Source organism: Achromobacter dolens, assembly GCF_902859745.1.
Classification (GTDB): Bacteria; Pseudomonadota; Gammaproteobacteria; order Burkholderiales; family Burkholderiaceae_B; genus Achromobacter; species Achromobacter dolens.
The window spans coordinates 130,020-152,848 of record NZ_CADIJW010000004.1; the positions used below are offsets into that span (position 1 = coordinate 130,020).

Annotated in this window: 23 protein-coding genes; 5 read left to right on the forward strand and 18 right to left on the reverse strand. The window is 67.1% G+C overall.

Features of this window, described 5'->3' with window-relative positions; all coding sequences use genetic code 11:
- Window positions 1–48: 48 nt before the first annotated feature.
- The 12 genes from HV783_RS05460 to HV783_RS05515 all read right to left on the reverse strand — a co-directional run bounded on the left by HV783_RS05460 (window position 49) and on the right by HV783_RS05515 (window position 10,196).
- The gene (locus tag HV783_RS05460; RefSeq protein ID WP_006388372.1) at window positions 49–1,431 is read right to left on the reverse strand and encodes a replicative DNA helicase; all 1,383 of its coding nucleotides are present in this window, start codon (window positions 1,429–1,431) and stop codon (window positions 49–51) included.
- Window positions 1,428–2,267, reverse strand: coding sequence for an RIO1 family regulatory kinase/ATPase domain-containing protein (locus tag HV783_RS05465; protein WP_054501387.1), 840 nt, complete (start codon window positions 2,265–2,267; stop codon window positions 1,428–1,430). The genes HV783_RS05460 and HV783_RS05465 overlap by 4 nt, the downstream gene beginning before the upstream one ends.
- Before the next feature lie 145 nt (window positions 2,268–2,412).
- Window positions 2,413–2,868: a 50S ribosomal protein L9 gene (rplI, locus tag HV783_RS05470; RefSeq protein ID WP_020924523.1), complete on the reverse strand. Its 456-nt coding sequence runs from the start codon at window positions 2,866–2,868 to the stop codon at window positions 2,413–2,415.
- A gap of 14 nt (window positions 2,869–2,882) precedes the next feature.
- Window positions 2,883–3,155 carry a 30S ribosomal protein S18 gene (gene rpsR, locus HV783_RS05475; protein ID WP_006218308.1) on the reverse strand — a complete coding sequence of 91 codons (273 nt, stop codon included), beginning with the start codon at window positions 3,153–3,155 and terminating at the stop codon, window positions 2,883–2,885.
- A 107-nt stretch (window positions 3,156–3,262) separates the two neighbouring features.
- Window positions 3,263–3,586: a primosomal replication protein N gene (gene priB, locus HV783_RS05480; RefSeq protein WP_175188792.1), complete on the reverse strand. Its 324-nt coding sequence runs from the start codon at window positions 3,584–3,586 to the stop codon at window positions 3,263–3,265.
- A 51-nt stretch (window positions 3,587–3,637) separates the two neighbouring features.
- Window positions 3,638–4,012 (reverse strand): 30S ribosomal protein S6, encoded by a 375-nt coding sequence (gene rpsF, locus HV783_RS05485; protein ID WP_020924524.1) that lies wholly within the window; start codon window positions 4,010–4,012, stop codon window positions 3,638–3,640.
- A 234-nt stretch (window positions 4,013–4,246) separates the two neighbouring features.
- Entirely contained in the window at window positions 4,247–5,161 is a 915-nt protein-coding gene (locus tag HV783_RS05490; protein ID WP_054501389.1) for a DUF817 domain-containing protein, read from the reverse strand.
- A gap of 7 nt (window positions 5,162–5,168) precedes the next feature.
- On the reverse strand, window positions 5,169–5,966 hold the full coding sequence (folE2, locus tag HV783_RS05495; RefSeq protein WP_006388366.1) for a GTP cyclohydrolase FolE2: 798 nt from the start codon (window positions 5,964–5,966) through the stop codon (window positions 5,169–5,171).
- 191 nt (window positions 5,967–6,157) lie between these two features.
- The gene (gene dxs / locus HV783_RS05500; RefSeq protein WP_175188793.1) at window positions 6,158–8,020 is read right to left on the reverse strand and encodes a 1-deoxy-D-xylulose-5-phosphate synthase; all 1,863 of its coding nucleotides are present in this window, start codon (window positions 8,018–8,020) and stop codon (window positions 6,158–6,160) included.
- A gap of 53 nt (window positions 8,021–8,073) precedes the next feature.
- Window positions 8,074–8,985 (reverse strand): polyprenyl synthetase family protein, encoded by a 912-nt coding sequence (locus HV783_RS05505; RefSeq protein ID WP_054501391.1) that lies wholly within the window; start codon window positions 8,983–8,985, stop codon window positions 8,074–8,076.
- Window positions 8,986–8,992: 7 nt separating this feature from the next.
- Window positions 8,993–9,259, reverse strand: a complete 267-nt coding sequence (locus tag HV783_RS05510; RefSeq protein ID WP_006393710.1) for an exodeoxyribonuclease VII small subunit — start codon at window positions 9,257–9,259, stop codon at window positions 8,993–8,995.
- Window positions 9,260–9,341: 82 nt separating this feature from the next.
- Window positions 9,342–10,196 (reverse strand): IclR family transcriptional regulator, encoded by an 855-nt coding sequence (locus HV783_RS05515; RefSeq protein WP_054433369.1) that lies wholly within the window; start codon window positions 10,194–10,196, stop codon window positions 9,342–9,344.
- Window positions 10,197–10,372: 176 nt separating this feature from the next.
- Here HV783_RS05515 and HV783_RS05520 point away from each other — a divergent pair, with 176 nt between their 5' ends.
- The 3 genes from HV783_RS05520 to HV783_RS05530 all read left to right on the forward strand — a co-directional run bounded on the left by HV783_RS05520 (window position 10,373) and on the right by HV783_RS05530 (window position 14,062).
- Complete coding sequence (locus HV783_RS05520; protein ID WP_054501392.1) at window positions 10,373–11,341, forward strand: Bug family tripartite tricarboxylate transporter substrate binding protein; 969 nt, start codon at window positions 10,373–10,375, stop codon at window positions 11,339–11,341.
- 220 nt (window positions 11,342–11,561) lie between these two features.
- Complete coding sequence (locus HV783_RS05525; RefSeq protein ID WP_054501393.1) at window positions 11,562–12,572, forward strand: acyltransferase; 1,011 nt, start codon at window positions 11,562–11,564, stop codon at window positions 12,570–12,572.
- A 341-nt stretch (window positions 12,573–12,913) separates the two neighbouring features.
- Entirely contained in the window at window positions 12,914–14,062 is a 1,149-nt protein-coding gene (locus HV783_RS05530; protein ID WP_064526889.1) for an aromatic ring-hydroxylating oxygenase subunit alpha, read from the forward strand.
- A 66-nt stretch (window positions 14,063–14,128) separates the two neighbouring features.
- Here the strand turns inward: HV783_RS05530 and HV783_RS05535 are convergent, their stop codons facing one another.
- From HV783_RS05535 to HV783_RS05555, 5 genes are all read right to left on the reverse strand, one after another.
- On the reverse strand, window positions 14,129–15,259 hold the full coding sequence (locus tag HV783_RS05535) for a TIGR03364 family FAD-dependent oxidoreductase (protein WP_175188794.1): 1,131 nt from the start codon (window positions 15,257–15,259) through the stop codon (window positions 14,129–14,131).
- A gap of 87 nt (window positions 15,260–15,346) precedes the next feature.
- Entirely contained in the window at window positions 15,347–16,369 is a 1,023-nt protein-coding gene (locus tag HV783_RS05540; RefSeq protein ID WP_059269632.1) for a putative 2-aminoethylphosphonate ABC transporter substrate-binding protein, read from the reverse strand.
- A 114-nt stretch (window positions 16,370–16,483) separates the two neighbouring features.
- Window positions 16,484–17,305 carry a phosphonoacetaldehyde hydrolase gene (gene phnX, locus HV783_RS05545; protein ID WP_064526892.1) on the reverse strand — a complete coding sequence of 274 codons (822 nt, stop codon included), beginning with the start codon at window positions 17,303–17,305 and terminating at the stop codon, window positions 16,484–16,486.
- Between the two features lie 27 nt (window positions 17,306–17,332).
- A complete protein-coding gene (locus HV783_RS05550; RefSeq protein WP_054501398.1) occupies window positions 17,333–19,063 on the reverse strand; it encodes a putative 2-aminoethylphosphonate ABC transporter permease subunit in 1,731 nt (576 codons plus the stop codon).
- 28 nt (window positions 19,064–19,091) lie between these two features.
- On the reverse strand, window positions 19,092–20,222 hold the full coding sequence (locus HV783_RS05555; RefSeq protein ID WP_064526894.1) for a putative 2-aminoethylphosphonate ABC transporter ATP-binding protein: 1,131 nt from the start codon (window positions 20,220–20,222) through the stop codon (window positions 19,092–19,094).
- A gap of 160 nt (window positions 20,223–20,382) precedes the next feature.
- Between HV783_RS05555 and HV783_RS05560 the strand changes: the two genes are divergently transcribed.
- Window positions 20,383–21,246, forward strand: coding sequence for a LysR family transcriptional regulator (locus tag HV783_RS05560; protein WP_006388352.1), 864 nt, complete (start codon window positions 20,383–20,385; stop codon window positions 21,244–21,246).
- Between the two features lie 53 nt (window positions 21,247–21,299).
- Entirely contained in the window at window positions 21,300–21,869 is a 570-nt protein-coding gene (locus HV783_RS05565) for a phosphonate degradation HD-domain oxygenase (protein ID WP_049072430.1), read from the forward strand.
- Window positions 21,870–21,942: 73 nt separating this feature from the next.
- On the opposite strand, the gene HV783_RS05570 is transcribed toward HV783_RS05565, so the two are convergent.
- Window positions 21,943–22,794 carry a sulfurtransferase gene (locus tag HV783_RS05570; protein ID WP_054501401.1) on the reverse strand — a complete coding sequence of 284 codons (852 nt, stop codon included), beginning with the start codon at window positions 22,792–22,794 and terminating at the stop codon, window positions 21,943–21,945.
- Between the last annotated feature and the right edge of the window lie 35 nt (window positions 22,795–22,829).

The window sequence follows — 22,829 nt, forward strand, 5'->3', positions numbered from 1 at the left end:
CGCGCCCGAGGGCGCGGCTTTTCTTTCTGGCCGGGCGGCTGCGCACGCTCAATACATGTCGCGCGGCTGCGCGCCGGAGAAGTTCAGGAAGCGCGTGCTCGAGCCCTGGAAGGTCAGGCGCACCGTGCCGATGGGGCCGTTACGCTGCTTGCCGATGATGATCTCGGCGGTGCCCTTGTCTGGCGAATCCGGGTTGTAGACCTCGTCGCGGTAGATGAACAGGATCACGTCGGCATCCTGTTCGATGGCGCCCGATTCGCGCAGGTCGCTCATCACGGGACGCTTGTTGGGACGCTGCTCCAGGCTTCGGTTCAACTGCGACAGCGCGATCAGCGGACAGTTCAGCTCCTTGGCCAGGCCCTTGAGCGAACGGCTGATTTCCGACACTTCGGTGGCGCGGTTTTCGCCCGAACCGTTGCCGGACATCAGTTGCAGGTAGTCGATGATGATCAGCCCGAGCTGGCCGCACTGGCGCGCCAGGCGGCGCGCGCGGGCGCGCACTTCCATCGGGCTGAGCGCGGGCGATTCATCGATGTAGACCTGCGCGTCCTGCATTAGCTGCACCGCGTGGGTCACGCGCGGCCAGTCCTCGGCGATCAGCTTGCCGGTCCGCATGCGGTGCTGGTCGAGCAGGCCGACCGACCCCAGCATACGCATGGCCAACTGCACCGCGCCCATTTCCATCGAGAACACCGCCACCGGCAGGCCCTCTTCGATGGCCACGTGTTCGCCAATGTTCATCGAGAACGAGGTCTTGCCCATCGACGGACGGCCGGCCACGATGATCAGGTCGCCGCCCTGCATGCCCGAGGTCATCTTGTCGAGATCGGTAAAGCCGGTGGGCACGCCGGTCACATCAGAAGTGCTTTCGCGGTGGTAGAGCTCGTCGATGCGTTCCACCACCTGCGTCAGCAGCGGCTGGATTTCCTGGAAGCCGGCGGCGCCGCGCGCGCCTTCCTGGGCGATCTGGAACACCTTGGACTCGGCCTCGTCCAGCAGTTGGCGCGCTTCCTTGCCCTGCGGGTTCATGGCGGCCGAGGAGATCTCGTCGGCGATCGACACCAGCTTGCGCAGCATGGCGCGCTCGCGAACGATCTCGCCATAGCGGCGGATGTTCGCGGCGGACGGCGTGTTGTGCGCCAGCGCGTTCAGATACGCCAGGCCGCCAGCGTCTTCGGCCTTGCCGGCGCTGACCAGCGATTCGTGCACGGTGATGACGTCGGCCGGCCGCGCCAGCCCGATCAGCCGGGCGATGTGGTGCCAGATGAGACGGTGGTCGTGGCGGTAGAAGTCTTCCTCGACCAGCACGTCGGCGATGCGGTCCCAGGCTGCGTTGTCCAGCAGCAGGCCGCCCAGCACCGACTGCTCCGCCTCGATGGAATGCGGGGGAACGCGCAGGTATTCGAGCTGGGAATCGGCAGGTGTGTTCATGGCTTCAATAATAACGGCTGCAGGATATCCGCGACGCGGAAGAAACCCTGCACATCGCGCGACGGCAGGCGGCCCAGCAGGGGCCGCAGCGGCGTGGCGATGAAGGAAAGCACCCGGGTCAGGCGGCGCAGGCGGGCCTTGACCTCGGGGTCGGGATTGCATTCGAAATAGACGTCCAGCGCCAGTTTACCCAGCGCCCGGCCCACGTCGTCGGGCAATTTGCGCAACGACACCAGCGAGGCCAGCATCTGGAACAGATCATAGGCCTGGGCCAGCGGACGAGACAGCGTCGAACCGATGTTCTCTTCGAAATCGATGCGCCACAGCTCGCCGTCCTGCAGGGTGATGTTGCGAATCTGCGCGCCGCCATGCCACAGCCCGCGGGCGTGGAAGGCGGCCAGGTCGGTCGCGGCGGCGCGTGTCAGCCACAGGCGCGAGGTGGTGTCCTCGTTGCGGATCAGGTCCGCCAGGTCTTCGCCGACGAATTCCAGCACCAGCAGACCCTGCTCCTGCCACCAGACCTCGGGCACGCGACAGCCGGCCTGCAGCAACTGCTTCAGGCGCCGGGCCTCGTGTTCCAGACCGTTGCGCAGCAGGATGCCGGGCCGCGGGAATTCGCCCAGGAACAGCTTGCACCCCAGGCCGAGGAACAGCGCGCGCGCATAGCGCAACACGTAGCTCACACCGCTGGCCAGGCTCGGACGCCGGCGCTTGATGATGCAGCGCACCCCGTCGATGGTCACATCGCGCACCGACGGCTCACGCTCGGCATCCACGCTGTCGAGCCAGGCGCGCAATCCGGGGGGGGCATTGTGATGGACGGGCGGCGGGGTCAAGAGGTCCTCGGACGAAACAGCGTGGGAGACAAGCGTGCAGCCCGCAAGACTACACGCAAATGGCGATGGGTAAAGCGAGGAACAACAAGGCGCAAAGAAAAAAAGCCGGCACGCGGGCCGGCTTTTTTCTACCGCGGGGTCAGGCTTACGACAGTTCGCCTTCGACCAGCACCGTGACGTCGACGACGACGTCGGCGTGCAGGGCGACCTGGATCGGGAACTCGCCGATGGCCTTGAGCTGGCCATTGGGCATGCGCACCTGGGCCTTTTCGATGCCTTCGAAACCGGCCTTCTTCAGACCTTCGGCGATGTCGGCGTTGGTCACCGAGCCGAACAGACGGCCGTCGACGCCAGCCTTCTGGACGATCTTCAGTTGGTAGCCGTTGACGCGCTCACCCAGGGCCTGGGCGGCGGCCAGCTTCTCGGCCTGGATCTTTTCCAGTTCGGCGCGGCGGGCTTCGAATTCCTTCAGGGCGGCGTCGGTTGCGCGACGGGCCTTCTTCTGGGGGATCAGGAAGTTGCGGGCGTAGCCATCACGCACGCGGACGACTTCGCCGAGGTTACCCAGGTTGACGACTTTTTCGAGCAGAATAACTTGCATTTCAGTGCCCCGGATTAGTTGTGGTTGTCGGTGTAAGGCAACAGGGCCAGGAAGCGCGCGCGCTTGATGGCGGTGTCCAGCTGGCGCTGGTAGATTGCCTTGGTGCCGGTCAGGCGAGCCGGGATGATCTTGCCGTTTTCTTGCACGAAGTCGCGCAGGGTGTCCAGATCCTTGTAGTCGATCTCTTCGACGCCGGCGGCGGTGAAGCGGCAGAACTTACGACGCTTGAAGAGCGGGTTCTGCTGCGTGAATTTGCGTTTTTCCTTGCGTTTTCCGAAGAAAGCCATGATATGTGCCTCTATGTTTGAGGGGACCGGGTCTGCCTTGATCGGGCCCGACTCCCCGTAACCTATCCGTATTCAGAAGGCGCTCTCGCGCCCGTTGCCCTTCCCTGTCAAGCCACCAGCGGATCGCGTCCTGCGCTGCCGCTGATCTTGCGCGCCTGCTGCAGATGCAGCTTGAACTTCACCGAGTCCTTGCGCACGGGGGCCAGAAACCCCTGCACCAGCAATTCGGACCCCAGCGCCGTTCCTTGCAACAGCAACGCCAGATCACCCAGTGCCACGGCCGAGATTGTCAGTTCGACACGGCGCGGATGGCCGGCTTCGATGACCTCGGATTCGTGCGCCAGCACCATTTCCAGGGCTGGCAGACCGGCGGGAGTGTGGCGCAAAGGCTCGCATTCGAGAACGCGGGCGCTGAGTTCCAGCTTGTTCATCCTGCCAGGCACCAAGGGGACTTCATGGGATGGGCTCTGCCTGAGCCCTGCTTACTCGGCCTGAGCCGCGACAGCTTCCGCCGAAGCCTTGCGGGCTTCTTCGCGCTCGACCGACTTCATCATGATCGAGGGAGCGGTCTGGGCCTTCTTGGTCTTGATGACCAGGTGGCGCAGCACGGCGTCGTTGTAGCGGAACGAGTGTTCCAGCTCATCCAGCGTGGCTTGGCCGCACTCGATGTTCAGGCAGACGTAGTGAGCCTTGACGAGCTTCTGGATCGGGTAGGCCAGTTGACGGCGACCCCAGTCTTCCAGGCGGTGCACCGAGCCGCCTTGGCCCGTGACCAGCGCTTGGTAACGCTCGACCATGGCGGGCACTTGCTCGCTTTGGTCGGGGTGAACGATAAACACCACTTCGTAGTGACGCATGAGTAAAACTCCTTGAGGATGTCTTGCCTGCCGCTCGCCTGACACCGTCATCAGTCCGCGCGCGCATCGCGTTCGCGGTCAGTTCCGGCTTTCCAGTGCTTTCTCTATCACTGGTCTTTTTCTTCGAGGCGTATGGCTTGCAAGGGGCAGCCCGCTGCCCAAAAAACATGGGCGGTCGAGCAAGAAAGCTCTCGATTATCGCCGATCGGACCGTTGGACGCAAGCCAGGGTCGGTCAGGAAATCGGGGACGCGTTATTCGCCCCTGCCGGGCGCGGCATATCGGCCACGCCGATCTCCCGGGGCCGGCTGACCACGCTGACCATCACATAGCTGATGATCATGAGCAGGAACCACGAACCCAGCTTGTTGATCGACACCAGCTCCCAGCCTTGCGACTGGTTGGGATAGCGCCAGGCGTTGGCAAAGGTGCCGATGTTCTCGGCGAACCAGATGAACAGCGCCACCAGCACGAAGCCCAGCAGCAACGGCATGCGGCGGTAGTCGCGCCAGATGCGGAAATAGACCCAGGTGCGGGCGAACAGCAGCGCCGTCAGGCCGAACAGCGCCAGCCTGAAGTCGACAATGAAATGGTGCGCGAAGAAGTTCACGTAGATCAGCACCGACAGCGCCACGGTCGCCGCCAGCGGCGGATGGGCACGGAAACGGAAGTCGAACAGGCGCCAGACCCGCGCCAGGTAGCTGCCGACCGCGGCGTACATGAAGCCGGTGAAGAGCGGCACGCCGCCGATGCGCAGCACGCTCGCCTCGGGGTAGATCCAGGAGCCAGCCGCTGTCTTGAACAGTTCCATGCCGGTGCCGACCACATGGAACATCAGGATGACCTTGGCCTCGTCCCAGGTTTCCATGCGCAGGGCCAGCAGCGCGGCCTGGATCGCCAGCGCCGCCAGCGTCAGGAAATCGTAGCGCGCCAGCCAGGCGTCCTTGGGATACCACCAGTGCGTGCCCAGCAGCAGCGCGCACATCAGGCCGCCAAACAGGCAGGCCCAACCCTGCTTCACGCCGAAACGGAAGAACTCATAGAGCGCGACGCCCAAACGACCGCGGCCGGCCAGGTGATCGGCCAGCCGCGCTTCCCATCCCGCCAGTCGCGCAATGAGCGGCCAGTCGCTGGCCGCCGGATGCCGCACGGAGGACTCAGCCTTCCACCACGGCGTAGGCCGAGTGGTTGTGGATCGATTCGAAGTTCTCGGCCTCGACGCGGTAGCGGGCGATGCCGGGGTGCGCGTTCAGGCGGGCCGCCACGTCGCGCACCAGGTCTTCGACGAACTTGGGGTTGTCGTAGGCGCGCTCGGTGACGTACTTCTCGTCGGGCCGCTTGAGCAGGCCCCAGAGCTCACACGAGCCTTCGTCTTCGATCAGGCGGATGACGCCATCCATGCTGATGTCCGATTCCAGGATGGCCGAGACCGTCACGTGCGAGCGCTGGTTGTGCGCGCCGTATTCGGAGATGGCCTTGGAACACGGGCACAGGCTGGTCACCGGCACCTGCACCACCAGCTCGAACTCGACCTGGTCGCCCTGGGCGCGGGCGATCCACTGCACTTCGTAGTCCAGCAGGCTCTGCACGCCGGAGATCGGCGCCGACTTGTTGATGAAGTACGGGAAGGCCGCGGTGATGTCGCCGCGCTCGGCGTGCAGCAACGGCAGCATGTCGGCCGCCATGGCGCGGAACAGCGTTGGCGTCATGGGGGTGCTGCGGTACTTTTCCAGCAGCGCCACGAAGCGGGACATGTGCGTCCCCTTTTCTTCGGGGGGCAGCGCAACCGTCAGGGTCCAGTTGGCCACGGTGCCCTGGGGCGAACCGTCGGCGTTCTCGATGAGCATGGGGTGGCGCACGCCACGGATGCCCACGCGCTGGATCGGGATGTGCCGCGTGTCCGTCGAGCTCTGGACGTCGGGCATCACGATGGCGGGGTCGATCGGAGAATTCATTTCGGCTTACCAGTCTGGGCGACGAGCGTGGCGTGAACACGCAGACCCAGGAATCTTTAGGAGGGGGCCATTATCGCCCAAAGTCCCGCCAGCGCCAGGGAAAACCCTTTCATTCGTAGGCTGGCGGGGCCGGAACACACTGTTTCGCCACACGGACCAAACCGCCGGGGCCGGTCCGTGGGTGCGGGCAATCAGGCCAGCAGCGAGGCGTAGCGCGCCCGGATCGACTGCTCGATCCCGGCGGCATCCAGGCCGATACCGGCCAACAGCGCCAATTGGTCGCCGTGGTCGATGAACTCGTCGGGAAAGCCCAGTTGCAGCACAGGGATCGCGACACCTTCGGCGGCCAGCACCTCCAGCACCGCGCTGCCAGCGCCGCCCATGATGGCGGCATCCTCGATCGTCACCAGGGCGTCGTGGCTGCCAGCCAGATCGAGGATCAGGGCGCGGTCGATCGGCTTGACGAAGCGCATGTCGGCCACGGTGGCGTCCAGTTTTTCGGCCGCCGCCAGCGCCGGCTGCAGCAGCGTGCCGAAACCGAGGATGGCGATCTTGCGCCCTTTGCGCCGCACCACGCCGCGGCCCAGCTCGACCGTGTCCAGCCCGGCCGTTTCCGGCGCGCCACAGCCCGCGCCGCGCGGATAGCGCACCGAAGCGGGGCCGGGATACTGATAACAGGTGGACAGCAGCAGGCGGGCTTCGTTTTCGTCCGAGGGCGTGGCCACCACCATGTTCGGCACGCAGCGCAGGAACGCGGTGTCGTAGTTGCCGGCGTGGGTCGCGCCGTCGGCGCCGACGATGCCGGCGCGGTCGAGCGCGAAGGTGACGTCCAGGTTCTGCAATGCCACGTCGTGGATCAACTGGTCGTAGCCGCGCTGCAGGAAGGTCGAGTAGATCGCCAGCACCGGCTTCTGCCCCTCGCAGGCGATGCCGCCGGCGAACGTCACGGCGTGCTGTTCGGCGATGCCGACGTCGAAGTAGCGCTGCGGGAAGCGCTTCTCGAATTCGACCAGGCCGCTGCCCTCGCGCATCGCCGGAGTGACGGCGACCAGACGCGCATCCTGTTCGCCCATCTCGCACAGCCAGTCGCTGAACACCTGGGTGAAGGTGCGCTTGCCCGGCGCCTTCGATTGCTGGATGCCGACGGCGGGATCGAACTTGCCCGGCCCGTGGTACAGCACCGGATCGGCCTCGGCCAGCTTGTAGCCCTGCCCTTTCTTGGTGACCACGTGCAGGAACTGCAAGCCTTGCAGCGCCTTCAGGTTCTGCAGCGTCGGCACCAGCGCGTCGAGGTCGTGGCCGTCGATCGGGCCGACGTAGTTGAAGCCGAATTCCTCGAACAGCGTGGCCGGCGTGACCATGCCCTTGGCGTGTTCCTCGAAGCGGCGCGCCAGTTCCAGCACCGGCGGCACGTGCTGCAGCACGGCGCGGCCGACGTTCTTGGCGGCGGCGTAGAAGCGGCCGGACATCAGGCGCGCCAGGTAGCGGTTCAGCGCCCCCACCGGCGGCGAGATCGACATGTCGTTGTCGTTCAGGATCACCAGCAGGTTGATGTTGGCGGTGACGCCGGCGTTGTTCATGGCCTCGAAGGCCATGCCGGCGGACATCGCGCCGTCGCCGATCACGGCGATGTGCTGGCGCTGCACGCCGGCGTTGCGCGAGGCCACCGCCATGCCCAGCGCGGCCGAGATCGACGTGGACGAATGCGCGGTGCCGAAGGCGTCGTATTCGGATTCGCTGCGCTTGGGAAAGCCCGAGATGCCGCCCTGCTGGCGCAGCTTGGCCATGCCGGCGCGGCGTCCGGTGAGGATCTTGTGCGGATAGGACTGGTGGCCCACGTCCCAGACGATGCGGTCATGCGGCGTGTCGAAGACCTGGTGCAGGGCCAGCGTCAGCTCCACCGTGCCCAGGTTCGACGACAGGTGGCCCCCGGTCTTGGAGACCGACTCCAGCACGAAGCCGCGCAACTCGTCGGCCAGGCGCTTGAGCTCGCGACGATCCAGGCGCTTGAGGTCTGCCGGGGATTGGATGCGGTCCAGTAATTCTGTCGTCATGCTTGTATGGGGTTCGTATGCCCGGCCTGCGGCCAGCCCGGACGGGTCACGGATCAGCGGTCTCGAAGGACGATGAAATCAGCCAGCTCGGCCAGGCGCTTGCCGGCGTCGCCCAGCGGCTCGAGCGCGGACAACGCGGCTTCGCGCAGCTCGCCCGCGAACGCGCGCGCTTCGTCCAGCCCCAGCAACGAAACGTAGGTCGGCTTGTTTTCGGCCGCGTCCTTGCCCGGCGTCTTGCCCAGGCTGGCGGAATCGGCGGTCACATCCAGAATGTCGTCCACCACCTGGAACGCCAGGCCGATGGCCTGGGCGTAGACGTCCAGCGCCTGGCGCGAGGCCGAGCTGGCGCCTGCGACGATGCCGCCCAGCGCCACGCTGCAGGCCAGCATGGCGCCGGTTTTCATGCTGTGCATCTGCTGCAGCTCGTCGCGCGAGAGCCGGTGGCCGACGCTGAGCAGGTCGATGGCCTGTCCGCCGGCCATGCCCTGGCTGCCCGCCGCGCGCGCCAGCGACTGCGTGGCCTGCACGATCAGGGCCGGGGCGATGGGCATGGAGGCCAGCAGCTCGAAGGCGAGCGGCTGCAGCGCGTCGCCGGCCAACATGGCGGTGGCTTCGTCGAACTGCACATGGGCGGTGGGACGGCCGCGGCGCAGGACGTCGTCGTCCATGCAGGGCAGGTCGTCGTGCACCAGCGAGTAGGCGTGGATCAGTTCCACCGCCGCGGCGGCGCGGTCCAGCGAGGCCTCGACAGCCAGCACGCTGCCGCTGACCGGGCAGGCCTGGCCGGCGGCGTAGACCAGCGCGGCCCGCACCCGCTTGCCGCCGCCGAGCACGGCGTAACGCATGGCTTCGTGCAGGCGGGCGGGCACGGCGTCGGCAGGCGGCAGGAGGTCGTCGAGAACGTCTTCGACATGCCGCACGCGGCCCTGCAGCCACTCCGGGAAAGCGAGTTGTATTTGCTTCATCCGATTCTTATTCGTCATCCAGCGCGGCGGCATCCAGCGGGCGCAGCAAGTCGCCCTCCAGGACCTTGACCTGCTGTTCGGCCTGCGCCAAGCGCTCCTGGCAGACGCGGGTCAGGGCCACGCCGCGCCGGTAGGCGGCCAGCGACTGCTCCAGCGGCAGCGAACCGTCTTCCATGGCCGCGACCAGCGATTCCAGTTCGGCCAGGGCCGTTTCGAAATCCTGGGGCAAGGGACGGTCGTCGGTCTGCGGATCGGCTTGAGAAGGTTTGGCCAAACGGGCCTCCGGGGGCACTAGGGGTGGATCAATCCGTGAATTGTACGAGATACCACGGTCGCGCCACGCCGCGCCTTTGCGCTCAGGCGGGAGCGCCCGCCAGGCCCGCGATGGCGGCCCGCAGCGCCGGCGCCACCTGGGTGCGCAACCCGGCCTCGGGCAGCAGGCCTTCGGGGCCGCCGCAACTCATGACGAACACGCCCTCCCCGGTCACGGACGTGAATGGCACCGCCACGGCATTGATGCCCGACTGCCACTCGCCGATCGCGAAGCAGCAACCCGTGTCGCGCAACTCGGCGCGGGCGCGCTCGATCGCGGCAGCCGCCGGCGCGGCCGGCCCCAATCGTTCCAGCACGTCGGCGCAGGCCGCCGCCGGCAGGCTGGCAAGGTAGGCGCGGCCCATGGCGCTGTCGAGGCTGGCGCGATAGCCCACCGGCAGGCGCAGGTAGAGGGCGGACGAACCATGGATGGCCTCGACATAGGTCATGGCGTCGCCGTCGAAGGCGCCCAGCGCCACCGCGCCGCCGGTTTCGCGCGCCAGGTCGGTCATGGAGGCCTTGGCCAGCTCGCGCACCTCCAGCCCGGCCAACAGGCCGAAGCCCAACGCCAGCACGCCGTACCCGGGCGAGTACTTGCCGGTGTCCGGGTGATAGCGCAGGTAGCCCAACTCGGTCAGCGTGTAGGTGATGCGGCTGATGGTGGGCTTGGGCAGGCCGGTCAGGCGCGCCAGGTCCAGGTTGCCCAGCGCCGCCACGCCCGGCCGGAAGCAGCGCAGCACTTCCAGGCCGCGCGCCAGCGCGGTGATGAAGTCGGGCGACACGGGCCCCTCGCCCACGGCGCCGGCGCGCTTGCGGCGCGCGGGCGCGCTCAGCGCCAGCTTCTGGTCGGGTTTGGCCGCGGGATGGGGGATGCGCTTGGGGTCAGAAAAAGATTGCATTTCTATTCGCTTCGTTTTTATAGTTTATTCCGAATAACAAAACTAAATTCCATTTATCGGAATTTAAAACATCCTAGGAGACCTGGCAAGCCTTGCCCGCCCGCCTTCACCGGCACGCGGACCGGGCCGAGCCGGGCCCGACCTATCACTCAAGCACGCGATTTCAAGGGGAAAACATGATTCGCAAGCGCTACCCGTTCCTGGCGGGTCTACTGCTCAGCATTGCCGCGCTGGGCGCCCAGGCAGATACCTATCCGTCCCGCCCGATCAAGGTGGTCTCGCCGTTCCCGGCGGGCGGCGCCACCGATGTGCTGACGCGGGTGCTGGCCGAACGCATGGCCAAGACGCTGGGCCAGCCCATGATCGTCGAGAACAAGGCCGGCGCCGGCACGTCGATCGGCGCCGCCTTCGTCTCGCGCGAGGCGCCGGACGGCTACACCATCCTGATGGCCACCAACTCCACGCTGGTCACCAACCGCTATCTGTATAAGGAGCTGCCCTACGATCCCGACGGCTTCGCGCCCATCGGCATGGTCGGGATTGGCCCCCTGGTACTGCTGTCCAGCCCCAAGCGCCCGTTCAACAGCACCGCGGACGTGGTCGCCTACGCCAAGCAGAATCCGGGCAAGCTGACCTTCGCCACCTTCGGCGCGGGCACTTCGTCGCACCTGGCGGGCGAACTGTTCAAGGAACGCGCCGGCATCGACATCCTGCACGTGCCCTTCAAGGGCGCGACCCAGGCCCTGCCGGCGTTGATCAGCGGCGACGTGGACCTGTTCTTCGACATGGTCGCCACCGGCATGCCGCAGGCCGAGGCCGGCAAGGTCAAGGTGTTCGCGATCACCAGCCCCAGCCGCCTGGCCACCGAACCGAAGCTGGCGACGCTGGCCGAACAAGGCTATCCGTCCTTCGACATGACGGCCTGGTTCAGCTTCGTGGCCCCCAAGGGCACGCCGGCGCCGGTGCTGGACAAACTGCAGGCCGCGCTAGCCGAGACGCTCAAGGACGAGGCGGTGCAAAAGCGCATGCTCGACATGGGAATCGAGCCGCGCTCGGGCAGCGCCGCCGAACTGGACAGGCAGGTCAAGAGTGAACAGCCCATCGTGTCGCAATTGATCAAGCAGGCCAACATCGTCCTGCAATGACGGTCGCATCCGTTTCGTGACAAAACGTTCATGCCGCCGCGCGGGCCCGGGCGCCCGCGCCGCCGGGGCCGCCGACCGACAGCGCCTCGCAGGCCCTGTCGGTTTTTCATGCGCCCCCTAACCCCTGGATACAGAACCCGTATCGGCCTGGCTGCTAAGGTGAAAAGCGAGGATGGCCGCCGCGCCGGCCCCGCCCGACTCACCTTCGCCAGGGAGCCCGATGCCACTGACCGATGACCGCTACGCCCGGCTGGATTCCGCCCGCTGGCTCGCCGCCGCGGCGGTGGTGTTGCTGCACAGCGCCGCCCTGATCGTCAGCGACCCGTCTGCCTACGGCAACGGCGCCTGGCTGGCCGCCAATCTGTATGACTCCGCGGTCCGCTGGTGTGTGCCCGTGTTCGTGATGGTCAGCGGCGCCCTGCTGCTCGATCCTGACAAGCCGCAGGATGCGAGGCGGTTCTACAGCAAGCGGGTCACGCGGATCTGCGCGCCGCTGCTGTTCTGGACCCTCTTCTACCTGGCCTGGCGCACCGGGCTGGACTGGTGGGACGACGGCCACGTCGACTTTTCGTTCTGGCCGCGCAAGGTCGCCCAGGGTGAGCCGTACTACCACCTCTGGTATCTGTACATGATCGTGGGACTGTACCTGTTCGCGCCGCTGGTGCGCCTGCTGTACGTGCGCAGCACGCCGCGCGCGCGTTCGCTTTGGGTGGTGGGCATTCTGGGCCTGGCCATCCTGGATGCGCTCTACCGACGCGCGCTCGGCGCCCAGCCCGGCTTCTTCCTGACCTGGTTCCTGCCCTACCTGGGCTATTTCGTCGCCGGCCGCCAGATCTTCGATGGCGAACTGCGCGTGCCGCGTCCGACCCTGGTGCTGGCCGTGAGCGTGGCGGCCACGGCACTGGGCGTGCACACCATGTCCAGCAACCGGACGCTGGACACCTATTTCTACGATTACTTCAGCCTGACCGTGCCGTTCATGTCGCTGGCGGCGTTCCAGTGCATCGTCTCGTCGCCGCGCCTGCCGCGGCTGGCATCGCTGGCCCCGCTGACCTTCGGGGTCTACCTGATCCATCCGGTGTTCCTGGATGTGGCGCACCGGGCCGGCGCCATCGGCGGCGGACGTCGCGATGCCTGGGTCGTGCCGTTGCTGACGCTGGCCGTGTTCGCTTTGTCCGCGGGCAGCAGTTGGCTGTTGCGACGCCATCCCGCCACCCGCAGGCTGGTCTGAAAAGCCTACGGCGCGAAGGGTTAATCACGATTCGCGCGGGGTCAAACCGCCAGGGCCGGATCTTCACCAAGCTTCACCGATCTTCACGGGCGGGGCGTATGGGGTTGGGGTACAATTGACGGCTTACTTGATCGGCCAGACACCGATTTTTCTTCGCGCCAGAACGGATTTAACCATCCCCTTCCGAACAGCTAGGGCGTGGTGAAGCTCAAGCCGTCCTGGCTTTTTAACGCCGGGCCGCCCCAAGAAAGAGGCCCCCTTTGAGGGCAGCCCGCCCACCGCGTACGCAGTACTGAGTGGGCACGGCGTTGGGGGAAATATTCATCCGAGCGGAGGGAATCATGACCGACATCGGTCGGATGGCACATGTTGTGCCAGCTCGCACCCAGCTACCCGTCAGTGCTTACTTTGACGAAGCCCTCTTTGCCCGCGAGCAAGAACTCATTTTCAAGCAATCCTCGCTGTACGTCGGCCACCAGAAGCTGGTGCCCGAAATCGGGGATTGGCGCACCTTGGCCCAGGAAAATGGAGGGCGCGTGCTGGTTCGCAACCAGCAGGGCGTTGACCTCATCTCAAATGTCTGCCGCCACCGCCAGGCATTGATGCTGGGCGGCCAGGCCGGCGACGTCACCGGCCATTGCAATTCGCACGGCAGCCTCAAGGCCACCGGCGGCAACATCGTCTGCCCGCTGCACCGCTGGACCTACAACAACCAGGGCGAGCTGCTGGGCGCGCCGCAGTTCGACACCACGCCGTGCATGAACCTGCAGAAGTTCCGCCTGCGCGATTGCCATGGCCTGCTGTTCGAAGGCCCGCGCGATCCGGCCGCCGACATGGCGCCGCTGTTCGCGCGCCCGGAGTTCGACTTCGGCGACTACGTGCTGGACCACGTCGAAGTGCACCAGTGCAACTACAACTGGAAGACCTTCATCGAGGTGTACCTGGAGGACTACCACGTCGGCCCGTTCCACCCCGGACTGGGCCGCTTCGTCACCTGCGACGACCTGACCTGGGAGTTCAACGACTGGTACAGCCTGCAGAAGGTCGGCGTGCATAACGCGCTGGCCCAGCCGGGTTCTGACGTCTACAAGCAATGGCACGATCGCCTGCTGTCGTTCCGCGACGGCGACGCGCCGGATTTCGGCGCCGTCTGGGTCACGTATTTCCCGACCCACATGATCGAGCTGTATCCGCACGTGCTGGTGCTGTCGACGCTGTACCCGAAGAGCCCGCAGGAAACGGTCAACGTGGTCGAGTTCTACTACCCCGAGGAAATCGCCGCTTTCGAGCGCGAGTTCGTCGAGGCGCAGCGCGCGGCCTACATGGAAACGGCGATCGAGGACGACGAGATCGCCGAGCGCATGGACGCCGGCCGCAAGGCGCTGATGCTGCGCGGCGTGAACGAAACCGGTCCGTACCAGTCGCCGATGGAAGACGGCATGCAGCACTTCCATGAGTGGTACCGCCGCATCATGCAGGAGCGGCTCTGAGGACACGCTCCGCCAACGCAAAAGGGCTCGCGATCGCGAGCCCTTTCTTTTTGCCGGGGCGGCTGCTCAGCGGCCGAGGGCGGCGGCGACCGTGCGCTCCCCGATCGCCAGCCCGACCGTCATGCCCACGCCCGAATGCATCACCGCCACCGTGGTGGCGGCATCCACCGGCATCACGGAGAACGGCGCGGGGCCGTGCGTGCCATAGACGCCCTGCCAGCGCTCCAGCACCCGCAGCCGCGCCCCCAGCGCCTGCGACGCCAGGTCCAGCATGGCATTGTCGACCGCCTCGTCGTTGAACGGGAAGGCATCCTGGCCGTAGCGGTGCGAGTCGCCGATGATCAACTCGCCATAGGGCGTGGGGCTGATCAGCAGATGGATGCCGTTTTCCAGCAGCATCGGCGTGCGCGCCTGGATCTGCTCGCGCAGCGCCAGCGCCGATGGCAGGTCGGAGAAGGCGCCGTAGTGCACGCAGGACAGGCCGGTCAAGAGCGGGCGGTCCAGCGCCATCGGACGCGTCTCGAAGGCCGCGCGCAGCATCTGCAGGCGCGTCACCTCCAGGTTCAGCGGCGCGAACTGTTCGGGCAGCAGCGTCAGGTAGTCGTGGCCGGGGCAGACGAAGACGTGCGCACCGGCGAAGTCGCCCGCGGTGGTCGCGACCTGCCCCTGCTCGACGGCGCGCGCCAGGGTGCCGGTGACGAACTCGACGCCCAGCGATTCGGCCAGGTAGCGCGTGATGGCCGGCAAGGCCTCGCGCGAATAGATCTGCAGGTCGTCCAGCCCGCGCAGCGCGGCGCAGTGGTGCGCCAGTTGGCCGTCATACAGCTTTGCCACCTCACGGCCCGACAGCAGCTCGGCGCGATAGCCTTCCTGTTGCAGGCGGGTCCGGGCGAATTCGTCCAGCACGTCGGCTTCGCCGGCGTCGCGCGCCAGCACCAGCGCGCCGTTGGCGCGAACATGAAAGCCGGCCCTGGACGCCAGGTCCAGCCACAGCTCGCGCGCCTGCTGGGCGTGCGACAGCATCATGCCGGGAGCCTGGCCGGTGACGATCACCTGACCGAAATTGCGGATGGTCGCGCCATGCGCCTGGCGGCTGCGTTCGATCACGGCCACCGACAGGCCGCGCTTGGCGGCGGCCCAGGCGTGGGCGATGCCGAGCATGCCGGCGCCGACCACGACTACGTCGAATTTTTTCATTTGGAAAACGAGGCAGAGAGGTTGCGCGGGAAGCGCCCGCCCGGGCGCCTCCCCTGCCACGGCGGCGTGGCCGCCGCGGTGGCCCGATTACTTCTTCTTGGGCTCGGACTTGCCGTCGTAGCGGCGGGTCCACTCGGCGATGATGCGATCGCGGTTGGTGGCGGCCCAGACGAAGTCGTTCTTGATCATGCGCTTGGTCAGGTCGGCCGGCAGGTTGGGATTGGACGTGGCGATCGAGGGAATTGCCAGCACCGCGAAGTTGGCCTTGTATAGTTCGTTGGCCTCGCGGCTGGCCGAGAAGTCGGCCAGCTTGCGCGCGGCTTCCAGGTTCTTGGTGCCCTTGACGATGGCGGTGGCTTCGACTTCCCAGCCCAGCCCTTCCGACGGGAACACGGCTTCGACCGGCGCGCCGTCGGCCTTGAGCTTGGCGGCGCGGTAGTCGAACGACACGCCGATCGGGAATTCGCCAGCGGCGGCCATGTTGCACGGCTTGGAGCCCGAGTGCGTATACGAACCGATGTTCTTGTGCAGGGCGTCCATGTAGGCCCAGCCCTTTTCTTCGCCGAAGATCTGCAGCCAGGCGCTGACGTCCAGGAAGCCGGTGCCCGACGAGGCCGGGTTCGGCATGACGATCTTGCCGGCGTAGACCGGCTTGGTCAGGTCCTGCCACGATTCGGGCTTGGGCAGCTTCTGCTTTTCGGCTTCGACGGTGTTAAAGCAGATGGCGGCGGCGAAGCCGTCCATGCCGACCCAGGTGGGCTCGGCCTTGGCATCGCGCATGTTGGCGGCGATCTGGTCCAGGCCCTTGGGGGCGTAGGGCTGCAGCATGCCTTCCTTGTCCATCAGGCCCAGCGAGGTGCCGGCCAGGCCCCAGATCACGTCGGCCTTGGGGTTGCTCTTTTCGGCCAGCAACTTGGCGGTGATGATGCCCGTGGAGTCGCGCACCCACTGGATCTTGATGTCGGGGTTGGCCTTTTCGAAGGCGGCCTGGTAGGCCTTGATCTGGTCGGCTTCCAGCGCCGTGTAGACGGTCAGCGTGGTCTCGGCGGAAGCGGCGCCGGTGATGCCGGCGAAGGCGGCGGCCAGGGCAAGCAGCGTGAAGCGTTTCATGAGGGTACTCCGTGGGTGGGCGGAAAAAGGGTGAGTCGGGTCGCCGCGGCCGGCCCATGCCCGCCGCGGTGCGTTGCGAAAAAAAGCTGGGTCAGGATCCCGGCGTGGGCGGCCTCAGGGGCGTTGGCCCGCCGCCAGGCGGGATTCGATATCGGCAATCACGCCGGGCAGGTCGGCCACGGTGTCGATCAGGTAATGCGGCGCCGCGCCCGACAGTTCGCGGCCGGCGCGTTCGCGGGCCGCCTGGCGGCCGTTCTCGTCCAGGCTCAGGTATTCGTCCAGCGTCAGGCCGGCGGCATTGCCCGACAACAGCAGGCCGACGGTCCACATGCCGGCGCGGCGGCCTTCCTCGATGCCGGGGGCGGTGTCGTCGATCTTGACGCAGCCGGCCACATCCGTCAGGCCCAGCTCCACCACGTTCTTGAGCGCCATGGCCGGCGCCGGGCGCGCGCGCGGCACGTCGTCGCTGGCGACGATGCAATCGGGCTGCAGGCCTTCGCCGGCGGCGCGCTCGACCACGCGGCGCATCACGCTGCCGGGGTAGCCGGAGCAGGAGCCGATCTTCAGGCCGCGCTGGCGCAGCGCGCGCAGCAGCTCGGCCGCGCCGGGAATGGCGGCCGAGTACTGCGCCACCTTGTCCAACTGCATCGGCAGGAAGCGCTCATAGATGGCGGTGACGTCGTCGTCGGTCGGCAGGCGGCCGAACCGGGCCTGGTACTGGTTGGCGATGGCGGGCTCGTCGCACAGCGCGCGGATATGGTCCCACTTGCCCACCCCCATCGGGCCGCGGGCCTGCTCCAGCGTGACTTCCATGCCGAACTCGGCGAAGGCGTCGACGAACACCTTGGTCGGCGCGAAGGAACCGAAGTCGACCAGCGTGCCGGCCCAATCGAAAATCACCGCTTCCAGGCGGACGGGCAGAGGCGAAACAGTCATGAGGGTCTTCCTTGCTGAGTATTCAAATCAAAGGGTCGCGGGCCGGCGCCAGGCCTGGCTGCGCGCCACCAGGGCGCGGCTGGCCAGGTGCAGCAGCAGCGCCGCGACCGCCGAGCTGGCCATGATCACGGTGCACATGGCGGCGGCCGGGCCGATGAAGCCGGCGTCATCCATGTTCAGCACCGCGACGGCGGCCAGCACCGTGGACGGGCTGTACAGGAACACCACGGCCGACACGGTGGTCATGGCGGAAACGAACAGGTAGCGGGCGACGTCCAGCGCGGCCGGCAGGCACATCGGCAGCGTCACGCGCAGGAAGGTGGTCAGGCGCGGCACCTTGAGCGAGGCCGAGGCGGCTTCGAACTCCGGGTCCAGCGCGTTCAGCGCGGTGGCGGCCGTCAGGTGCGCGCTGGTGTAGAAGTGCACCACCGTGCACAGCACCAGCAGCGGCATGGTGCCGTACAGCACATTGAGCGGATTGGCGGCGCCGTTGAAGAAGAAGATGTAGCCCAGGCCCAGCACCAGGCCGGGCACGGCCATCGGCATCAGCGCCAGCATCCCCAGCACACCGCGCAGGCCGCGCGACGAGGCGCTGCGGGCCGGCACCTTTTCCATCATCCAGGCGCCCAGGAACACCACCACCGTGCCGATCAGCGCGGTGCAGAAGGCCAGTTCCAGGCTGTTGCGCCAGGCCAGCCAGCCGCCGCCATCCATGTTGTCGAAGTCGTAAGAACGCAGCGACAGCGACAGGTTGTAGGGCCACATCTTCACGAACGAGGCCCACACCGCCACGCCGATGATCAGCAGCAGGAACCCGGCCATGCCGCCCGCCAGCAACAGGAAGGTTGCGTCGCGCCGGCGGTTGGCGCCGGCCGCATAGGGCTGGGCGCGACCGCTCAGTTGGGCGCCCTGGCGGGCCCGCAGGCGGCGGTCCAGCACGAAGGTCAGCAGCGCCGGCAACAGCAGCAGGATGCCGATGGCGGCGCCCTTGGGGAAGTTCTGCTGACCGACCACCGCCTTGTAGGCTTCCATCGCCAGCACGTTGTAGTCGCCGCCCACCACCTTGGGCACGCCGAAGTCGGTCACGGTAAGCGTGAACACCACGCAGCAGGCCGAGAACACGGCATAACGCGTGCCGGGCAGGGTCACCGTCATGAAGGTGCGCAGCGGCCCCGCGCCCATGGCGCGCGCCGCGTCATAGAGGCGGCCGTCGGCCAGCGTCAGACCGGTCAGCAGGATCATCAGCGCGTGCGGGAAGGTATAGAACGCCTCGCCCACCACAATGCCCCAGAAGCCATAGATGGTCGCGCCGCCGAACAGGCCTTTCAGCAGGCCCTGGTTGCCCAGCAGGTAGACCAGTGCGATGCCCGGCAGCAGCGACGGCGCCAGCAGCGGCAGCAGCGCGATGGTGCGCAGCAGGCCCTTGCCAGGAATGCGGCTGCGCGTCAGGGCATAGGCGAAGGCATAAGCGCACGGCACCACCAGCATCATGGTGACCACGCCCACCGTCAGGCTGCGCCCGACCATGCCGAGGAAACCGTCGGCGCCGATGATACCCAGCACCACCGACAGGCCGGCCCAATCGCCATTGGCATCGGTGACCGACTTGGCCAGGATCGCCACCAGCGGCAGGGCCAGGAACAGCGCCAGGCCCAGCGCCAGGGCGCCCTGCCCGAGCGTCAGCCCGAAGGCGCCGACCCAGGCGGGCAAGGGGCGGCGGCCAAGCGAGACAGCGGGGGCGTCGACAGGCGCGGACATGACGACGGGGGAACGGCCCGAAGCCGGATCAAGCGTAGGCGCGAATCGCATGGCGCGGCAGCTCCACCCAGCAACGGCTGGCGGCGTGAGGCCCAAGCAGGGCATCTCCGGTTTCAGGGGACACGATCGAGTGGACGGTGGCGCCGGGCACGCCTTCCAGGCGCAGCGCCAGGCGGTAGCCGCGGCCCAGGAACACACCGTCCAGCACGTCGGCCAGCATGGTGTTGGGTTGCTCCGGACGCGCCACGCTCACGCGCACTGCCTCGGGCCGCACGAACAGCTTGCCGACGTTGCGCTCCAGCGCCTCGTCCACCGCCAGTTCCTGGCGGCCGACGCGGGCGTGGTGCGCATCGATGCGCTCGAACGGCAGCCAGTTGGCCTCGCCGACAAAATCGGCGATGAAGGCAGAACCCGGCTGGCGATATAGCTCGCGCGGGGTGCCGAATTGTTCGATGACGCCGCCGTTCATAACGGCGATGCGGTCGGCCATGACCATGGCCTCTTCCTGGTCGTGCGTCACCATCAGCGTGGTGATCGACAGGCGTTTCTGCAGCGCGCGCAATTCGATGCGCAGGTGTTCGCGCACCCGCGCATCCAGTGCCGACATCGGCTCGTCCAGCAGCAACAGGGACGGCGACGGCGCCAGGGCGCGGGCCAGGGCGACGCGCTGCTGCTGGCCCCCGGAGATCTGTCCTGGATATTTATGAGAGGCGCCGGCCAGGCCCACCAGCGTCAGCATTTCCTCGACCCGGTCGGCCACGTGCTTGCGATGGGCGCGCTTGCCGCTCAGGCCATACGCCACGTTCTGGGCCACGGTCAGGTTGGGAAACAGCGCATAGGACTGGAACAGGATGCCGTAGTCGCGCTCTTGCGGCTCGGCATGGGAGATGTCACGGCCCGACAGCAGGATGGTGCCGCTGTCCTGGCGCTCCAGGCCGGCGATGGCGCGCAGCAGCGTGGTCTTGCCGCAGCCCGAGGGGCCCAGCAGGCACACCAGTTCACCGGCGCGGATATCCAGCGACACATCCGACAGCGCCGTATGGCTGCCGAAGCGCTTGACGAGATTGCTGACCGAAAGAAAGCCCCCGCGCTGCGCTCCGGGCTGGGGCGAAGCGCCCGTCGGAACAGTATTGGTATCGCGCTGGAGCTGTTGGGCCATGGGGCCTCCGGTCTGGGAACGAAGGCAGTATGGAAGGCGCGTATTGAGTGTTTATGACACTTCGCGCAAATGCAGTAATAAAAACATCAAATTATTTTGGTGTACTGGCGGTCTTGCGCATTGCGTCCACCCATTCGTCCCCACACAGGCCCCGTCCACCGTGCTCGTCGCCGAACTCAAATCCTTCTATGCCGTGGCTCGCTGCGGCACCGTCACCAAGGCCGCCGCCCAGTTGGGCGTGAGCCAACCCACGGTGACGGGGCAACTGCGCCAGTTGGAGTCGCGTTACGGCGTCGAACTGTTCCATCGCCAGGGCCGCGGCATGCGGCTGTCGGACGCCGGGCACAGCCTGATGCCCATGGTGGAAAAACTGGTGCAGCAGGAGACCGAGATCGATTTCCGCCTGCGCGATGCCAGCGACCTGCGCGAGGGCAACCTGCGCATCGGCGCCACCGGTCCGTACTACATCATGGACACGGTGCGCCGCTACAACCAGCTCTACCCCGGCATCGACCTGACCGTGGCCATCGGCAACTCGCAGAGCATGCTGCAGGCGCTGCATGATTATCGTATCGAGATTGCCACGTCCTCGTTTCTGATGGATGACAAGCATTTGTACCGCCGCATGATCGCGGCGGATCCGATCCGCGTGGTGACGCATCGCGGCCACCCGCTGGCGCGGCGCGGCAAGGTGGCGCTGGCGGACCTGGCCGACCACGCGCTGCTGCTGCGCGAACCCGGATCGATGACGCGCCAGTTGACCGAAGAAGCCCTGCAGGCGGCCGGCGTGACGGTCAAGCGCACGCTGGAAATCGGCAGCCGCGAATCGATCCGCCAGGCGATCCTGTGCGAACTGGGCATCAGCCTGATCCCGTCGCGCGAGATCCCGTCCCATCCCGAACTGGCGGCCCTGGACATCGAGGGCGCCGATGTCGTGATGCATGAATACCTGTACTGCCTGCGCGAGCGCCAACCGGTGCAGCTCATCGCGCGCTTTCTGGAGATGGCGCCGGCAGCCGGCTGATCCGTGGGATCACTGCCCCGCCTCTTCCCCTTGCGGCCACTCAGGAGACAACCATGGCCTTGACCCTGCAGGACATCGAACAGCTTTTCCTGGAACGCGGGCACCGTTCCTACCATGGCGAATCCGTCAGCCATCTGCGCCATGCGCTGCAGACCGCGACGCTGGCCGAACGCCATGGCGCCAATGCCCAGTTGATCACCGCCTGCCTGCTGCACGACCTCGGGCATCTGATCGCCGACCATCCCGACACGCCCACGCTGCGCGGCATCGACGACAAGCACCAGTATTTCGTGCTGCCGTTCCTGCGCGGGCTGTTCAGTTCGGCGGTGCTGGATCCGATCCGGCTGCACGTGGAGGCCAAGCGCTACCTCTGCTATGTGGAGCCGCAGTATGAAGCGTCGCTTTCGGAGGATTCGAAACGCAGCCTGGCGCTTCAAGGGGGCAGCTTCGATGCGGGCCAGGCGGTGGATTTCGCCAGCATGCCGGGCGCGCCGGATGCGATCCGCCTGAGGCGCTGGGACGACATGGCCAAGGTGCCGGGGCTGGCCACGCCGCCGCTGGACCACTTCCTGGAGATCGCCGAAAGCGTCTCCGGACGGGTCAAGCTGGCGGCGGTCTGGTAAGACCGCCACCCGCGCCGTCGGAATACCACGGCGCGGTTTCAGGCCCGGCTTGCGGCCGGGCCGGCCGGCGCGCTCACTCGCCCTTGGCCACCGGCCGGGACGGATCGCTGCACCACTCGCTCCACGAGCCCGGATAAAGCCGCGAGCCGGCCAGGCCAGCGATTTCCATCGACAGCAGGTTGTGGCACGCGGTGATGCCCGAGCCGCACTGGTGCACGATGGCCGCGGGGTCGCGGCCGTCCAGCAGGGCGGTGAATTCCTCGCGCAATTGCGCCGCGTCCTTGAACCGGCCGTCGGCCTGCAGGTTCTGGCCGTTCGGACGATTCAGCGCGCCGGGAATGTGGCCGGCCACGGGATCCATCGGCTCGACCTCGCCGCGATAGCGGTTGGCGGCGCGCGCGTCGATCACGGTGAACGCGGGCCGGGCGATGTTGTCCAGCACCGCCTGCGCATCCACGCTGCCCACGAGCGGCGCCGCCGGCGTGACCGGCGCGCCCGCCTGCACCGGCGCGGCCGCCTCGGTGGAGGTGGGCAGCCCGGCCGCCTGCCAGGCCTGCCAGCCGCCGTCGAGCACGGCGACCCGGTCGTGACCCAGCCAGCGCAGCATCCACCACAGGTGCGCGGCGTACATGCCGCCGCTGGCGTCATAGGCCACCACCAGGGTCTCGGGCGTGACGCCGTGCGCCGCCATCAAGGCGCCGAACTGGCCGCGGTCGGGCAGCGGATGGCGGCCATTCCTGCCGGTCCGGGGGGCCGCCAGCTCGGTTTCGTGGTCTAGGTACCGGGCGCCGGGAATATGGCCGGCGGCATAGGCCTCACGACCGGCCGCGTGATTGGTCAGGTCGTGGCGCACGTCGAACACGCGCACGTCCGCCGCGCCCAGGTGCGTGGCCAGGTCGGCCGCGGAAATCAGGGTCATCGTCACCGGAAATTCTCCTCTGATAGGGTCGGGTTGGCGGG

Excerpts from the sequence above, each read along its gene's own strand:
- HV783_RS05460 (WP_006388372.1), bottom strand. The coding sequence starts at position 1,431 with ATGAACACACCTGCCGATTCCCAGCTCGAATACCTGCGCGTTCCCCCG.
- rplI (WP_020924523.1), bottom strand. The coding sequence starts at position 2,868 with ATGCAAGTTATTCTGCTCGAAAAAGTCGTCAACCTGGGTAACCTCGGC.
- rpsR (WP_006218308.1), bottom strand. The coding sequence starts at position 3,155 with ATGGCTTTCTTCGGAAAACGCAAGGAAAAACGCAAATTCACGCAGCAG.
- priB (WP_175188792.1), bottom strand. The coding sequence starts at position 3,586 with ATGAACAAGCTGGAACTCAGCGCCCGCGTTCTCGAATGCGAGCCTTTG.
- rpsF (WP_020924524.1), bottom strand. The coding sequence starts at position 4,012 with ATGCGTCACTACGAAGTGGTGTTTATCGTTCACCCCGACCAAAGCGAG.
- folE2 (WP_006388366.1), bottom strand. The coding sequence starts at position 5,966 with ATGAATTCTCCGATCGACCCCGCCATCGTGATGCCCGACGTCCAGAGC.
- dxs (WP_175188793.1), bottom strand. The coding sequence starts at position 8,020 with ATGACGACAGAATTACTGGACCGCATCCAATCCCCGGCAGACCTCAAG.
- HV783_RS05505 (WP_054501391.1), bottom strand. The coding sequence starts at position 8,985 with ATGAAGCAAATACAACTCGCTTTCCCGGAGTGGCTGCAGGGCCGCGTG.
- HV783_RS05515 (WP_054433369.1), bottom strand. The coding sequence starts at position 10,196 with ATGCAATCTTTTTCTGACCCCAAGCGCATCCCCCATCCCGCGGCCAAA.
- HV783_RS05520 (WP_054501392.1), top strand. The coding sequence starts at position 10,373 with ATGATTCGCAAGCGCTACCCGTTCCTGGCGGGTCTACTGCTCAGCATT.
- HV783_RS05525 (WP_054501393.1), top strand. The coding sequence starts at position 11,562 with ATGCCACTGACCGATGACCGCTACGCCCGGCTGGATTCCGCCCGCTGG.
- HV783_RS05530 (WP_064526889.1), top strand. The coding sequence starts at position 12,914 with ATGACCGACATCGGTCGGATGGCACATGTTGTGCCAGCTCGCACCCAG.
- HV783_RS05535 (WP_175188794.1), bottom strand. The coding sequence starts at position 15,259 with ATGAAAAAATTCGACGTAGTCGTGGTCGGCGCCGGCATGCTCGGCATC.
- HV783_RS05540 (WP_059269632.1), bottom strand. The coding sequence starts at position 16,369 with ATGAAACGCTTCACGCTGCTTGCCCTGGCCGCCGCCTTCGCCGGCATC.
- phnX (WP_064526892.1), bottom strand. The coding sequence starts at position 17,305 with ATGACTGTTTCGCCTCTGCCCGTCCGCCTGGAAGCGGTGATTTTCGAT.
- HV783_RS05550 (WP_054501398.1), bottom strand. The coding sequence starts at position 19,063 with ATGTCCGCGCCTGTCGACGCCCCCGCTGTCTCGCTTGGCCGCCGCCCC.
- HV783_RS05555 (WP_064526894.1), bottom strand. The coding sequence starts at position 20,222 with ATGGCCCAACAGCTCCAGCGCGATACCAATACTGTTCCGACGGGCGCT.
- HV783_RS05565 (WP_049072430.1), top strand. The coding sequence starts at position 21,300 with ATGGCCTTGACCCTGCAGGACATCGAACAGCTTTTCCTGGAACGCGGG.